Origin of the sequence: Nostoc cf. commune SO-36 (assembly GCF_023734775.1) — a bacterium.
In the GTDB taxonomy this organism is placed as follows: Bacteria; Cyanobacteriota; Cyanobacteriia; order Cyanobacteriales; family Nostocaceae; genus Nostoc; species Nostoc commune_A.
On the sequence record NZ_AP025732.1, the window covers coordinates 2,373,768 to 2,389,767 of the forward strand.

Below are 16,000 nucleotides of genomic sequence, written 5' to 3' on the forward strand. Positions count from 1 at the left end.
GTCACTCCCCATTCTCAAACCACCAAGGGTCATTAGTATCGTTAGTTTTGATCAAAATAGCTTTTTTTCGCATGAACCGTTTCAGCGCCGCCGCACCCATGCGTGACCCTCCCAAACCGGAGATTTTGAAGGCGTTTTTCTCTCCCTCATGCATGATGGCAGTTAGTCCAGCATCGTTGATACTAATAGCACCTGCATCTATCTGTTGAGCAATTTCTAAGGCTTCGGCTTCCGAGGCAAACACAGCAGCACTTAATCCATAAATTGAGTCATTGGCTAAAGATACTGCTTCCTCTACTGTGGAAAAAGGCATCACTGGCATAATTGGGCCAAAAGTCTCTTCGGTCATCACTTTCATGGAATGATTAACCTGGGTAAGTACTGTGGGACGACACCACCAACCGCCACCTAAATCTTCTATTACGCCGCCGCAGTGAATTACTGCTCCCTTTTCCACTGCATCTACAAGATGATCGCTAATAATCGCTGCTTGTTTTTCGGCAATGATGGGGCCAATTTCTCCACTTTCGACTGTGGGGTAGGCTAGTTGAAGGCGATGTGCTTTTGCTACTAATTGATGATAAAACTTTTCAAATATAGAGTCAGCAACATAAATTCGCTCAATTGATAAGCACGACTGTCCGGTGTTGACGACGGAACCCCACAATATTGCTGAGGTTGCTAATTCTAAATTGGCTGATTCTAAAACGATCGCAGGGTCTTTTCCTCCTAATTCCAAAAAAGCTGGAATAAACTGTTTAGCAGCCGCTTGTGCAACTTTTCTTCCTGTGGCTACACTGCCTGTAAAACAAACTAAATCTACATTTTCAATCAAAGCAGATCCAGTTTCGCCTGCTCCTTCCACAAAAGTTAAAACATCGCGCAATTCAGAAACGGCGTTGAGTGCTGTTTTGAGTGGTGCTACAAAGCGGGGAGCGATTTCACTGGGTTTAACAATCACAGCACAACCCGCCAACAATGCCGGAATGGTATCAATAGTAGACAGTAAAAGTGGAAAATTCCACGGGCTAATTACCCCAACTAGCGGATAAGGAACCGATGTTTGTTGCAAGGCAATAAAGGGAATGGCTGTATTTTTTGCAGATTCTTGCAGCAATTCTGGTGCTAACCTACACCAGCGATCGATACTAGAGAGAAAGGAATCTATTTCTAGTATAGAAGTTGACAATCTTCCTGTATCATTTACCAAAGCTTCTGTAAGGCGATCGCGTCCAGATAATATCGCCTGTTTCCACTGCTGTAAGGCTTCAATTCTCCTCTCTAAACCCAACTGCTGCCAGCGAATTTGTGCCCTACGTGTGCGCTTACATTGCTGTACCACCAGCCTTGGAGGTGGCGGGATAATTACGTAGTCAAATTTGCCAGTTCGGGGATTGCGGACTTCTATTGTTTTTGTCATTTGTCATTTGTCATTGGTCATTTGTCATTTGTTATTGGTCAATAATTAATAGTTATTCTTCCCTTGCTTCCCCTACTCCCCACTCCCCACTCCTGAATTCAAATAATTTCCAGTTTTGCTAACCGCTCAATGGTGGCTTGCTGCGTTTGGAGGAAGTGTTTGCGGTCTACTTCTCCTTCCAGCATAGTATTAGCGGGGTAAAAGTGTGATTGGCGATAACTTTCGGCGTATAGTTCAAATCGCTGGCGTGAAAGTAAATTATTTAACCCCGGTCGGCGGCGATCGCGGCGCAATCCTGCTAAATCAATCTCGGCAAATGCTGCCATGCTTTCACCTGCACCTGTCTCCGCTACTACGATTCCGCGATGGTCAATGATTTTAGAACCACCATCAGCCGAAGCAATGGGTATAGCAATATTAGCGATACCTGCGGTATTAGCTGAAACTACATAAGCCATATTTTCGACGGCGCGAGTGATTTTTGCTGCATCTTTAGGGGTAAGATTTTTGTTGTATACTTCCGAAGTGGAATGGACAAAAATTTCTGCACCTCGCATCGCCAGACACCGCGCCACTTCTGGATACAAAATTTCTTCTGATGCTAAAGCTGCCAAATTACCGATCTCCGTTTTGGCTACGGGGAAAACTCCCTCTAAACCATAGCAGTCAAGATATTTATCCCAAACATCATGGGGTGTGGGAGCAAATAAAGAATTTAGCCGCCGATATCGTAAGACGATTGAGCCGGAGGGGTCAAGAATAAAACAGGTTTGAAAGTACAATCCGGGAAAGTTGGGGTCAACTTCGTAGGCGTTCCCAGCTAGAAAGATTTTATGCTTTTGGGCAATTTTACCAAGTGCCTCATACTCAGCACCAGCCATTTCTATACAAGCTTTTTCTGCCCAACCAGAGAGAGAATCTCCCATCGGGAAACCAGTGAGGAAATATTCTGGTAGTACGATTAAACGACAATCAAAACCAATGAAAGCGATACTAGCAGCAATTTGTTGAGCTAGGCGGTTGATGGAATTTTGCATGAGCGATCGCACTTCGTGGCAATCAGTTGCTTGGTTGACTGCATGACAAGTAACTTGCAGTGCCAAAGCGCGGTAGGATTCTGGGTTAATGGGCATAGGACAAATGACCAATGACTAATGACTAATGACTAATGACTAATTCGATGCCTACGGCGGGCTAACGCCTACGCCACCCCAGAGCGATCGCACAAGTTTATCTGCCAACTCAGATCCAAGTATCTGTGCGACAAATTTATTACCTGGATCACGTTCAGCACCATTACGGCGTAGCGCCAAATCACGAGATGCTAAAGCGGTGCGTGCATCTTCTGGCACAGGTTCAGCTGCATTTACCCAAGTTAGCCAGCGATCGAGTGTTTCGTGTGCAAGTGTGCGCGTTAGTTCGAGGGTATCAAAAGTAGGTGCGCCAGTGTAGCACAATTTAACAGGTGATTGAAATAATCGAAGATACAGACTTTTGCTGGTAAACACTTGGAGGCGCGAATCTTCTTGTAATTTTAAGAATGTTTGATTAACTGGCTCATAATAGCGATCGAGATATTCTAAATCGGTTAAAAGCTCAGTTCGGGCAATGTAATCTATATAAAATAAAATATTTCCATTTGGAAGTGTGCCAAACTCAAAGGCCAAATGAGGAACTTGAATATGCGACTTCAGCCAAGTGGTGAGACGCATAGTACTAAAGTTTGATTTTTCAGGATTTCGTAGCCACGAATGCACTAGCCAGTCAATTTCTTTCCCGGAAAAAGCGGCGAGCGAACCCTTGATATTCCCATCAAGACTGCTGTATTGCTGTAAATTTTCTACAGAAGGGTCTGGATGTAATTCAAAACGAGCGTCTATTTTCTGACGGAGTTCGTTTGTCAAACTCCACAACTGTTCAAACACTGTTTGTACCCTTTTTAGATAATGAATACAAACAAAGCATAATGTCAAAACAAAACAAAACACAAGAATCTAGCTTCTGTGAGAGTTGGTCTTAGGTTAACTTACATCTTGCACCGAACAATTAAAATCGCTGCTATCCGTGATTAAGACCGATGTATTCTGAATTCTGACTTCTGAATTATTCTTCAATTATTGTTTGCTTCTATTGTCTTTGGATAAACTTAATTTAAATAAATAACTCCAGGTAGAAGAGAGAATGTCAAATTTGGGCGATCGCACAGAGTCAAACACTGATAAAGTTTTACTCATCGGAGTTACTGGCGGCACAGGTGGAAATGTCGTTAAGGGATTTCTCGAACAGAAAGTTACCAACCTGCGAGTTATCACTAGAGAAATTGACCTTAATCGTCCAACTCTTGCAAAACTCAACGATGCCGGAGTTGAACTGGTAAAAGCCAACCTCGACGATAAAATCTCCCTCATAGAAGCCTTTACGGGAATTTCGGCTGTTTACTGCCACGCTACTTCTGCGGACTCTGCTAAAATTGACCCGCTAGAGGTGGAGAGAGCAAGGCGAGTTGCACAAGTAGCTAAACAGGCTGACATTAAGCACTTTGTCTACAATTCCGCAGGTGGAGCAGATAGGAATTCCGGAATTCCCCGCATTGAGCAAAAGTATCAAGTAGAGAAAATTCTCAAAGAAGCTGGCTTACCAACTACCATGTTGCGAGCTTGCTTGTTTATGGAAGAGTTTTGGAAGAAGTACACGCGGCCTTCCATCCTCAAAGGTAGTTTCCCATTTTCCATTCAACCAAACAAGCCCCTTCATTTAATTACAACAAAGGACATGGGCCGCGTTGCTGCTTACGTAATTAAACATCCCACTAAGTATATTGGTCAAGAAATTGAGTTAGCTGGCGATGTGCTAACTCCTCTTCAGATGGCAGAGGCATTTTCCCAAGCACAGGAGATGAAAGTTGTCTACAAAGAGACACCCGCCTGGATTTTCTTACTCTTGCTACAAAAGGAACTGTTCGATTTGATTCAGTGGTATCGCAAGCAAGGTTATCAAGCCGATGTCTGGCATTTACGAGAAGAAGAGTTTCCTGGAATTCTGACCACATTTAGGGAATTTTTGGCAGAAACCAACTGGGCAAATCCGGAACTCACCTACGAAAGTCTGTGATTGGACTAGTACACTGCGGCAAAAATTTGCCTTAAGAGCGAAGCTTGAAGTTCACAATGACAAGTTTCCGACTTTTTACTTGGATGTTGTAGTATTAATAGAAAATCCTCGACGCGTAGGTTTAATACTAGCTAACTCTACCTGAAAACTTACCTTATCGGTCATTTCCCCGCTTCTTGCTTCTAAAGTCCACTTACCAGGACGCAAATTCCAAAATAAAGCATTAGCCGAGTTTATATCTAACTTTTCACCATTTAACCACCACTCCACAGGCGCAGATTTATTTCCTACTAACTTAAATTCGAGTTTTTGCTTCTCTTCTTCACCTGGATACACTAAGAATAAATCGCCATGATGTGGAGATAAAATTCTCAAATTGGTAGAAGTAAAATTCAATTGCTGTTGTTTTGCCAACCATTCATCATACTCTGGTGGCAAATTGAATTGATTTTGACCTTCGTAGGCAATTTTATCTTCTGGATAAAAATATTCCTGCACCACTGAGGTACAATCTGGTGTTGGTCGTAACCCCGAAATTGCACAAACAGGTAATTGCACTAAACCTTCTGGAGGTGGAAAGTCTGCTGGTTCTTGATGTTCGTGCAGGTGTAACATAATTCGATTCCACAAGGGTGCTGCGCCTGTCACGCCTGAAACTTGTCGCATCGGTTCGCCGTTGAAATTGCCTACCCAAGTAGCGACGGTGTAATTTGTGGTGAAGCCAACTGTCCAAGTATCACGAAAGTTGGAAGAAGTGCCAGTTTTAACAGCAACAGGGAAAGGTAAATTTAACACTGAGTCTACACCAAATGCTGTTGCACGAGCATGATTATCACTAAGCATGTTGGTGATTAATTGCCATATTGTCGTCGAATTTTGGATTTTAGATTTTGGATTTTGGATTGGGGAATCTGAAAATGTGCTTACTAGCGGTGTAGCTTCTCCGAGTCGTGCCATAGTAAGGTAGGCACGGGCTAATTCCCAGAGACTAACTTCGCCACTACCGAGAGTTAACCCTAAACCGTAATATTCTGGGGTTTGATTAAGGTGTTCAAAGCCCAGTTGATGCAGACGTTCTAAGAAAGTTTCCACACCTACTTTTTCTAAAACCCTCACTGCGGGGACATTTAGGGAATTTGCTAAAGCGATTCGCACCCGCACAGGGCCAAGAAAGCTTTCGGTGTAATCTGTGGGGCTATAAAGTTTCGCGCCGGGAATGGCATAATGGGCGGGTAGATCTGCCAAAATGGTATTTGGGCGGATTAAACCTTTTTCTAAAGCTAATTCATACACAAAAGGCTTGAGAGTAGAACCTGGTTGACGTAGAGCCTGTACTCCATCGTTGCGTCCCAGTTTGGCTTCATTAAAGTAATCTGGTGAACCAACATAAGCCAAAATTTCGCCGGTGTGGTTGTCAATTACCAACGCAGCTGCATCATGGACATTGTTGGCGGCGAGAGAAGAAATCACCTGTTGCACCTGCGCTTCGACAAACTGCTGTAAAGGGCGATTTATCGTGGTGCGAATAACGGATTGATCCCCCCTAACCCCCCTTAAAAAGGGGGGGATTAAGACCCCTTTTTCAAGGGAGGTTGAGGGGATTTGATTGGCTAACCAAAATAAAAAGTGTGGTGCGGCGATAATTCCTTGTTGGCGAGATTGAAACACAACCTTTTCGGTGGATGTTCGGGCTGCGATCGCACCACTAATATACTTTTCCTGTACCATCCGATTAAGGACGTATTTTTGTCGCTGCTTCAACCGTTCCCAATGCTGGTAAGGGTTAAAGTATGTGGGATTATTAGGAATAGCAGCCAACAAACTAGCTTGAGCAAGATTCAACTCATTAGCTGGGATGGAAAAATAAGTCTGCGCGGCTGCTTCCACACCATATATATTGCCTCCCATTGGCAGGCGATTGATATATGCAGAGAGAATTTCATCTTTGTTCATCCCTGCTACTAACCGCCAAGATAGCCAAATCTCACTCAGTTTACCAGAGACGCTACGCGGCACAGGATCTAACATCCGCGCTAACTGCATAGTAATAGTAGAAGCGCCGGAAACAATTCGTTTCGCGTGGATGGCTTCTTTGCTGGCGCGGATAATAGCTTTCATATCCAACGCCCCGTGATAGTAAAAGCTGCCATCTTCGGCGGCTAAAATCGCATGGATAAACTGGGGCGAAACCTGATTTAGTGGTACTACTGACGTATGTTCTTGGTCACGGGTGAGTAGTGTTCCTAATGGTAAACCATTGCGATCGCTAAATTGCATTGCCAACTGATTTTGGGCAATGTCTGCGGCACGAATGGGCGCAAAATAAGGTAGTAGACGTACAACCAGACAGATTACCAGCACAGCTAAGATAACCTTACTAGTGCGCTTAAGTTTGAGTAGCGATCGTAAAATTAGTTTCATCAGGGAATCCCTGCCTAAGAAAACTTACCTTAATTTTGACGCGAAGATTATTATATCTACATCAGTAAGTATGTCAAATACTTAATAATTAATTTTTCCTAACTTAGCAGATATAAATTAATATTTGCAGAACTTAAATACTTCTTCATAGTTAAGATTTGTAGTGATTTTGCGGAACAATCACACGGTATTGGTTATCTATGTAAATAAACATAAGTTTTATCCAATATTCGAGTAAAAAATAGTCATCAGCCTTACCTTATTAGTCTTGGCATTGCCAACTCACTCAATGAGGGAATGCAAACTTTTGTTGTCTATAAATTTGTGGATTTTTATTTTTAATTACTAAAAATATGATTATCAGAGCTTTACTCCGTTTCCACCAAAAAATTCTTTATTTCTTCCTTGGCGTACTTGGCGTACTTGGCGGTAGCCTGCGGCAAGCCGAAGCATCTACGTTAAAAAAAATTAGTCATTCCTCATACCGAAAGAGAAAAATACAGTATCTTCTTCTCTTTACATTTATGCTAGGAATAGCAGGGTGTAATTATTTTGGTATCAACTCAGGTAAAGAACAACTGCCAACAGTATCAGCACTCACTCCGCCTAAACTACCAGACTGGATTGAACAAATTAGTCCCATTGGGGATGCAAAATCTCTTAACCAAATCCGCATCCGTTTTAAAGAAGCTTTAATCCCAGTTGAAAGCTTAGACAGTCCAGAACAGCAGAAAATTTTAGAAAAATTTGCCCTTTGGCCGCCTTTACCCGGTCAATTTCGCTTTTTAACACCCCGCATGGTGGGTTTTCAAGCCGAGAAAGCCTTACCAATAGCCACAAGATTTAAAGTTACCCTCAAAACAGGTTTAGCCGATTTAAAAAATCATCGTTTAGATAAAGATTTACCTTGGACTTTTAATACCGAATCTATAAATCTGACTAATTTACCCGGTGTTAATCCCATTGAGAAAGCTGATATCGAACCAATTGATTTACAACAGAAATTACAGTTTACTTCAAATGTAGAATTGGATTTAGCTTCTGTACAAAAACATTTACAGTTAATTCCTGAAGGTAAAAATAAGGGTGTAAGCTTCAAAGTTGAATTAAACAAAGAAGAAAAACCATTAAAAAATGAAGAAGAACCTTTAGAAAAATTTGACCCTTCAGCACGCAATTGGATTTATAATCTCATCCCCCAGCAAAATCTCGAAAAAGCAACCCCTTATCGCCTAGTCTTTTATCCCGGAATCCTGCCTGCTTATGGCAATCTACCTACAGAGAAAGAATTTGCCAGTAAGTTAGCAACTTATTCGCCTTTAGCATTTCAAAAAATTAACTTTTACGGACAGCCAGATTCAGGTGGAACATTTGGACGATTTATTAAAGGCAGTCCACAGCTAGAATTTAATAACGTCTTATTGCCAGATTCAGCTAAAGAAAATATTACTATTAATCCAGCACCAAAAGAAATTTCGAGAATTCTCCAAATAAACGATGAAGATAAAGTTGTCGGCATCAATCCTTATGCACTAGAACCTGCTAAGACTTATACAATTACTATCGGCGGAAACCTTAAAGATAAGTTTGGGCAAACTTTAGGTAAACCTGTCACACTAAAATATGATACTGGAGATTTAGCTGGGGATATCTGGGTTCCCTCAGATTTGAATATTTTCCCCACAGGTAAAGATTTACAGCTAAATATTAGTACGGGGAATCTGCCAGAACCTAAATATAAGGCAGCTTATCAAGTAGTTAAACCGACAGATTTAGTTTATTTTAATAATGGTAGTGATTTATTACCACAACCTTCTAATTGGCAAAGCTTTAAAGTATCGGGTAAGAAAAATCAATCAGTTGATATTGCTGTTCCTCTGCGCGAAAAAATAAGTGCAGATACGGGAATGTTAGCTTATGGAGTGCAAGCCCGCACTAATAAATATCAGGAGAATGGTAAGGAACTGTGGCGTGAACCTACAACTTATGGCATGGTTGAGTTGACGAATTTGGGCGTATTTACTCAGTGGTTTCCTGAGTCAGGCTTAATTCGCGTCAATCATCTTACAGATGGTTCGCCAGTTCAAGCGGCTGCTGTGGAAATTTATCAATCAAAGTTACAGGCTAAATCTCGCCCCGAACCTGTACCTTGTGCAACGGGTAAAACTGATGAAAATGGAACTTTGACAATTCTTCGTGAAGGATTACAGCAATGTTATTCGGGAAATGAAAGTTCTAGTAAATCACCACAATTATTAGTAATTGCCCGTGAAAATGAAGATTGGGCATTCGCCAGAGTTGAAGAATATAGCGGCGTTTATGGATATGGTATTGATGCAGGTTGGCAAAATGGTAAACCTGAATCACGCGGGGTAATTTTCTCGGATAGACAGTTGTATCAACCAGGAGAAAAAGCTTGGTTAACCGGTTTTGCTGACTATTTACAAAATGGGGCGATTCAGCAAGATAAAAATGCTGTTTACCAGTTAACTCTAATAAATCCTGATGGGCAAAAGACTAATTTAGGTACGCAAACTACAAATGAATTTGGTACATTTTCTCTAGAATTACCAATCAAGACTACTCAGCGCTTAGGTTATTATACAATCCAGGCTAAGGGTAAAAATGGACAAGAAATTTCTGGAGAATTTCGGGTAGCTGAGTTTAAGCCACCCAATTTTAAAGTCGAACTCAACTTAGATAGAGAATTTGCTCTCATTGACGAGAAAGTTAATATTAATGCTACAAGTAATTATTTATTTGGTGCGCCTGTAGAAGGTGGCGAAGCAAAATACTTTGTTACTCGCCAACAGGCTAATTTTGTCCCTAAAGGTTGGGAGGAATTTACTTTTGGTAGACAATGGTTATGGCCAGAAGAAACCCCTACTATATCTAGTGATGTATTGCAAACTAATGCCCAGCTAGATGCTAATGGTAAAAGTAGTCAAGCTGTGAATGTGGCTAATGATTTACCATATCCGATGACTTACCGGGTGGATGTGCAAGTTGCAGATGTTTCTAATCTATCTGTAGCAAATTCCAAAACTTTTACAGCCTTACCGAGTACTCGTCTTATTGGGTTAAAAAGTAATTTCGTTGCTGATGCTGGTAAGGCTTTTCCTATTGAAGTGATTGTTACTGACCCTACAGGAAAACCGATAACAGGTCAACGGGTGCGGCTGGAATTACAACAGATTAAATACAGCAGTGTCACGCAGTTGGTGGAAGGTAGCCGAACTCCAAAAAATCAAGTTGAATATAAAACAGTAGGACAAGCAGAAATTACATCTGCTAGCAATCCGCAATCGGTAAATTTGACAGCACCTGAATCTGGTTCATACCGGATTAGAGTTAATTTTGGTGATGCTAAAAACGAATTAATTGCCACAGATTTACAAATTTGGGCAACTGGGGGAAATCCAGTATTTTGGGGTTCTAAAGAAAAAGATGTCTTAGAAATTCAGCTAGATAAAAAAGAGTTTAAACCTGGTGAAACTGCTACTGTACTAATTCAATCTCCCTATCCAGATGCAGAATTGTACTTTGCTGTGATTAAAGACAAACCTCTTTATCAGCAAATTACCAAAACTCAGGGAAGCGCACCACAAATTCAGTTTAAAGTCACGCCAGAAATGCTGCCAAATGCAGCCATTGAAGCTGTCTTAGTCAGACAAGGTAAACCCATAAACCAAGTAGAAGCGGGAAGTTTAGATAACTTGGTGAAGATTGGTTTTACACCTTTTAAAGTTAACTTAGAAGATAAGTATTTAAAACTGCAAGTTAAGCCAGTACAAGCATCATTAGAACCTGGTGCGGAAGAAACGGTACAACTACAACTGAAGGATAATCAAGGCAATCCCACCAAAGGACAGTTTACAGTCATGGTGGTAAATGAAGCGGTGTTACAACTTTCTGGTTATCGTCCGCCAGATTTGGTAGATACAGTTTATGCAGAACAGCCGATATCTACCCGCTTTAGCGATAATCGTCCAGATGTCATATTACAAGCACAAGATGTAGCAAAACCCAAAGGTTGGGGTTATGGCGGTGGTTTCTCAACTGGTGCAGCAAATACTCGTACCCGCACCGATTTTCAAGCTTTAGCTTACTACAACGGTTCTGTTCTTACCGATGCAAATGGTAATGCACAGATAACCTTTAAACTCCCGGATGATTTAACTACATGGCGGGTGATGGCTGTCGCTACTGACGGAAATCTGCGTTTCGGGAATGGAGACGCGACGTTTATCGCCACAAAGCCACTACTAACTAATGCCATCTTGCCACAGTTTGCTCGTCCAGGCGATCGCATCCTTGCTGGTTTATCGGTAACTAACAACACTGGGAATACAGGAAATCTCTCAATTAATGGCGAACTTAGCGGTAATGTGAAGTTTGCCGACAAAAACCCCACAGCGACTACTTTGCAAACCAAAGCTGAATCCGCAACTCACGCTTATCGCTTTCCAATGGTGGCGGATAGTGTGGGAGTTGGGAAAGTTCGCTTTACCACTCAACTAAATGGTACAGCCGCAGACGCTTTTGAAGTTCCTTTGGAAATTAAGCCAGTTGAAATTACAGAACAAGTTGTTGAATCTGGTGTAACTGAAAAACAGGTGAAAATTCCCCTGAATGTTGATAAAAATACCTTCCCTAATGCGGGAGGTTTAGATATTCAGTTGGCGAGTACCTTGATTCCAGAGATTCAAGCACCAGCAAAGCAGGTTTTAGAAGATAATGATTTACCATTTACAGAACCGGCGGCGAGTCAATTAATAATTGCTGCTAATTTGCAAAATCTTACACAAAAATATGGTCAGACATTTTCAGAATTTAATCCTAGCCAACAGGCGAAACAAGCCATTGAAGAATTGCAAAAACTCCAAATAGCCGATGGTGGTTTTGCTGCTTTCCCCGGACAGGAAAAATCTGACCCTTGGGTTTCTGCTTATGCAGGTGAATCTTTGGCTAAAGCCATTCAGGTGTTCCCTAATTTAGTCGATTCTGGAATGCTGTCCCGCCTCAAAACTTATCTGCAAAAAGTTCTGGCGAATCCTGGAGAATACGAGTTTTGCAAACAGCAATTATGTAAAAGGCAACTGCAACTTAATGCTTTAATTGCCTTAGCACAACTGGATGAAAAACGCAATACTTTTCTTGCAGATATTTATGAACAGCGCAATAATTTTGATTTAGTAACTCAAATTAAACTAGCGCGATACTTATCTCAATTTCCAGAATGGCAAGATGAATCTCAGCAATTAGTAAACAAGCTGCAACAGAATATCTATGAAACTGGCCGCACAGCAGTTGTGAGTTTACCCAGTAGTTGGGGATGGATGAGTTCATCTACGACGACGCAAGCGCAAGCTTTACGTTTGTTTATTGCCAAACAAAGTAAACCCGAAGTTATAGATAAATTATTCCAAAGTCTTCTGGCGCTGCGACGGGATGGCACATGGCAAACTAACTATAATAATGCCCAAGCTTTAACAGCTTTGGTAGAATATAGCCAACTACAAGCTACACCACCTAATTTTGTTGCCACAGTACAATTAGCTGGTAATAAGTTAGGAGAAAATCGGTTTGAAGGTTACAAAAATTCTAGTTTACAGCTAATTGTGCCGATGAATCTATTACCTCGTGGGCGTAATGATTTAACGCTGCAAAAAGCAGGTAATGGCACTTTACACTATCTGGTTGCTTATAATTATCGCTTGCAGGGAAATCAACCAGGCAGATTTAATGGTTTACGCATAACACGAGGAATTAGTCAAGTAAATAAAGAGAAAGTTTTACAAAAAACAGGTATTTACGCTTTCGATAAACCCTTGACTTTAGCCTCTGGACAGGTGTTTGATATTGGTTTAGAAATCATCTGCGATCGCACTGTGGATCATATAGTAATAAAAGATCCGTTACCAGCAGGTTTTGAGGCAGTGGATGCAAGTTTTCAAACTACCACAGGTGCATTACAAGCAAAAGCCGATAGCTGGGAACTTGGTTTTAAGAATGTGTACCGCGATCGCATTATCGCATACGCCGACCACCTGGAACCAGGAGTTTATAGTCTGCATTACTTAGTCCGTTCTGTTACTCCTGGGACATTTTCTTGGCCTGGTGCAGAAGTTCACCTGCAATATGCACCAGAAGAATTTGGACGTACTGCTGAGTCTACATTAATAGTGGAGGAGCATTCCTGATAATTTATAGCTTAGTTGTCTGCTCCTCTGTAGAATATAAATAAATAACAAAAGCAAGCTTTAGCTTTGAGGAGAAGCTTTGCTATGACTGTAAACATTAATATTCAAGAAGCAGAAATTGTTTTTTCTGAACTTTTGAATCGGGTGAGTCAGGGCGAAGAAATTACAATTACTCAAAACGGAGTAGCAATTGCCCGTTTAGTACCTGTTAATCAAAATCCACCCAAGCGAATACCAGGAAGTGCGAAGGGATTAATCACAATTGCTCCAGATTTTGATGATCCTTTACCTGATGATATACTAGCTAGTTTTGAAGGATGAGATTACTTTTTGACACTCATACTTTCCTTTGGTGGATCAGTGATAATTCTCGTTTATCATCTATGGTTAGGGTAATTATTAGTGATAGCAGCAATGAGTTATTTTTTAGTGCAGCTAGTGCTTGGGAAATAGCCACCAAAGCTCAACTAGGTAAGTTGCTTTTGCCAAAAAATCCAGAGCAGTTTATTTCTGAGCAATTGTTGATTAATTCTATTGAAAGCTTACCAATATATATAAGTCACGCTGTTAGAGTTTATGATCTCCCAATTCATCATAAAGATCCATTTGACCGAATACTGGTTGCCCAAAGCCAATTAGAAAATCTATTAATTATGACTATAGACCCTTTAATTTCCCAGTATGATGTAAATGTTATTTGGTAGGTATAGCGGTATGCAGTTGAGTGAGATACAAAAACTTTGCTGAAATGATTTGACAGTAAGGACTTTGGTGTTTTCATCCAATCGATAACCGCTATAATGAGGTATTTTTTATGAAGCAATCGCAATACTACAACATCAGTAAAAAACGATCGCATTATCAGGAAATCCACCCCAAGAAATTGCCCAAGAACTGAAAGATTTATTCATTAAAATAAATTTACGCCCATATTTAGAACGTCACGGGCTTAGTTTTGATGAAGAAAAGTTGAGTACTCTAATTATAGATAAACAGGGTAGTTGAAAGACAGGCGATCGCACTTTTGTAAAAGTAATTATAAATAGCGATCGCATTATTACTTTTCCTAAGCAACTTCACAATTTTTCTCCTGGTTCCTCACCAATGAACAACCCTTTTTTACTACGCTTCAACTCTTTCCAAAGTGCTTTAATCTGTTTGTAAGCATCTTCTGGGTCAAGCTTTCCAGATATTTCTAAACTGGTAATGTAGCCAACTTTTTGAGCAAATTCTTGAAGGTTGGCATTAAATATTAAATTCTCTGGCTTAACTTGACCGTAATAGCGACTACGAGGGTAAAGAAATTTGTTTTTATCATCAAGATTATGCTCGTCCATTACTTCATCCCCAATAAGTGACTTTTTGTCAACGATAATCACAACAGAAATCGCTTCAATAAATAAATTGGCGCGATTGTTGCAAACCATGAACGAGTCTAAAAGGGAACACAAACTTAATTGTATAGCAATTAGCTGCTTATTAGCTGCAATAACAGTAAGCTTTTTCAATCATGAACATTAATGTGGACGATAACAGCTCCTGGTTATGGCGTTGCAATCATCAGTACTATAAATATAAATTTTAAATTAAGTTTTCTTACCTTATGATTCATCTTGTTATTTGACAACTACCCATTGCGTCACACCCGCCATTCCTCGCCAGCCCAAAAATTTACCAATAGGTTCAGCTCGTTGAATGGCAATACGAGTTAAATCGCCACCGACTCGTTCACGCCATTGAAACAAAGTTTGTTCGCCCTCTACTGTCACTACATTTGCCACTAAACGTCCACCTGGTTTTAGTGCTTCCCAGCAAACATCAAAAAGTCCCGTTGCTGTCACCCCACCACCAATAAAAATCGCATCTGGTGCAGGCAAGCCTTTCAGAACATGGGGTGCTTTACCTTCAATGATTTGCAGATTTGGAGTACCGTGAGTGGCGGCATTATCGGCGATATATAGTAGTCTAGAAGCATTTTGTTCGATCGCGATCGCTCGACATCGAGCATTACTCCGCATCCATTCGATAGAAATTGAGCCGCAACCCGCACCCACATCCCACAATAATTCTCCCGGTGTGGGTGCTAAAGCTGCTAGGGTGATTGCCCTAACTTCACGCTTAGTTAACTGTCCATCGTGGTAATAGGCGTTATCTGGTAATCCTGGTAATCTTGGTAATGGGATAACCCCAGCATCAGCAATACAATAAACTGCGATCGCATTTAAAGCTGCAACTTCAGTTTCACTCCAAGATGCAGCCGTCCCTTCCACAATTCTTTCATGAGCGCCGCCCATACGCTCCAATACGGTGATTTTACTGCCACCATAGCCGCGATTCGTCAAAATTTCAGCAACAATGGCGGGTGTGCCCTTTCCTTCACTCAAAATCAACAGCCGCGCTTTTGGATAAATGTAAGACTGGAGTAGAGAGGATGGACGACCATTCAAACTCAAGGTTTCCACCTCAGTTAAAGACCATCCCACCCTGGCACAGGCGAGGCTGAAGGCTGAAGATGCGGGGATAATTGTCATTTCTGAGACGGGAATTTGCCGCATCAAGGTGACACCAATGCCATAACACATCGGATCGCCACTTGCAAGTACGCAAATTGACTCACCCCGACGCTTGCTGATTTCCTCTACTGAAGTGCTAATGGGAGATGTCCAGACTAGTTTCTCACGTTGGTCGTCTGTAGGGAGCATTGCTAAATGGCGATCGCCTCCTACAATTACTTTAGCTTGATCGACTAGAGAACGAGCGATCGCGCTTAACCCCTGTAACCCATCTTCTCCAATACCGACGATAGAAAGCCATTTCTCTGTCATGCTAATTCATGATTATCTTT

At 41.3% G+C, this 16,000-nt stretch carries 10 protein-coding genes; 4 read left to right on the forward strand and 6 right to left on the reverse strand.

The window, feature by feature from the left end; translation table 11 throughout:
- Position 1 precedes the first annotated feature (1 nt).
- The 3 genes from ANSO36C_RS10415 to ANSO36C_RS10425 form a co-directional block, all read right to left on the reverse strand.
- A complete protein-coding gene (locus ANSO36C_RS10415; protein ID WP_251959464.1) occupies positions 2-1,420 on the reverse strand; it encodes an aldehyde dehydrogenase family protein in 1,419 nt (472 codons plus the stop codon).
- 98 nt (positions 1,421-1,518) lie between these two features.
- Entirely contained in the window at positions 1,519-2,553 is a 1,035-nt protein-coding gene (locus ANSO36C_RS10420; RefSeq protein ID WP_251959465.1) for a nitrilase-related carbon-nitrogen hydrolase, read from the reverse strand.
- Between the two features lie 51 nt (positions 2,554-2,604).
- Complete coding sequence (locus ANSO36C_RS10425; protein WP_251959466.1) at positions 2,605-3,345, reverse strand: red chlorophyll catabolite reductase; 741 nt, start codon at positions 3,343-3,345, stop codon at positions 2,605-2,607.
- A gap of 256 nt (positions 3,346-3,601) precedes the next feature.
- Between ANSO36C_RS10425 and ANSO36C_RS10430 the strand changes: the two genes are divergently transcribed.
- A complete protein-coding gene (locus ANSO36C_RS10430) occupies positions 3,602-4,531 on the forward strand; it encodes an NmrA family NAD(P)-binding protein (protein ID WP_251959467.1) in 930 nt (309 codons plus the stop codon).
- A gap of 75 nt (positions 4,532-4,606) precedes the next feature.
- Here ANSO36C_RS10430 and pbpC read toward each other — a convergent pair whose 3' ends face one another.
- Positions 4,607-6,952, reverse strand: a complete 2,346-nt coding sequence (pbpC, locus tag ANSO36C_RS10435) for a penicillin-binding protein 1C (protein WP_251959468.1) — start codon at positions 6,950-6,952, stop codon at positions 4,607-4,609.
- 524 nt (positions 6,953-7,476) lie between these two features.
- On the opposite strand from pbpC, the gene ANSO36C_RS10440 reads away from it, so the two are divergent.
- From ANSO36C_RS10440 to ANSO36C_RS10450, 3 genes are all read left to right on the forward strand, one after another.
- The gene (locus ANSO36C_RS10440) at positions 7,477-13,155 is read left to right on the forward strand and encodes an alpha-2-macroglobulin family protein (protein WP_251960297.1); all 5,679 of its coding nucleotides are present in this window, start codon (positions 7,477-7,479) and stop codon (positions 13,153-13,155) included.
- 84 nt (positions 13,156-13,239) lie between these two features.
- The gene (locus ANSO36C_RS10445; RefSeq protein ID WP_251959469.1) at positions 13,240-13,476 is read left to right on the forward strand and encodes a type II toxin-antitoxin system Phd/YefM family antitoxin; all 237 of its coding nucleotides are present in this window, start codon (positions 13,240-13,242) and stop codon (positions 13,474-13,476) included.
- Positions 13,477-13,538: 62 nt separating this feature from the next.
- Positions 13,539-13,859, forward strand: coding sequence for a type II toxin-antitoxin system VapC family toxin (locus tag ANSO36C_RS10450; protein WP_251959470.1), 321 nt, complete (start codon positions 13,539-13,541; stop codon positions 13,857-13,859).
- 372 nt (positions 13,860-14,231) lie between these two features.
- Here ANSO36C_RS10450 and ANSO36C_RS10455 read toward each other — a convergent pair whose 3' ends face one another.
- A complete protein-coding gene (locus tag ANSO36C_RS10455) occupies positions 14,232-14,492 on the reverse strand; it encodes a DUF7219 family protein (protein WP_251960298.1) in 261 nt (86 codons plus the stop codon).
- Between the two features lie 279 nt (positions 14,493-14,771).
- The gene (gene cbiE, locus ANSO36C_RS10460) at positions 14,772-15,980 is read right to left on the reverse strand and encodes a precorrin-6y C5,15-methyltransferase (decarboxylating) subunit CbiE (RefSeq protein WP_251959471.1); all 1,209 of its coding nucleotides are present in this window, start codon (positions 15,978-15,980) and stop codon (positions 14,772-14,774) included.
- Positions 15,981-16,000 lie beyond the last annotated feature (20 nt).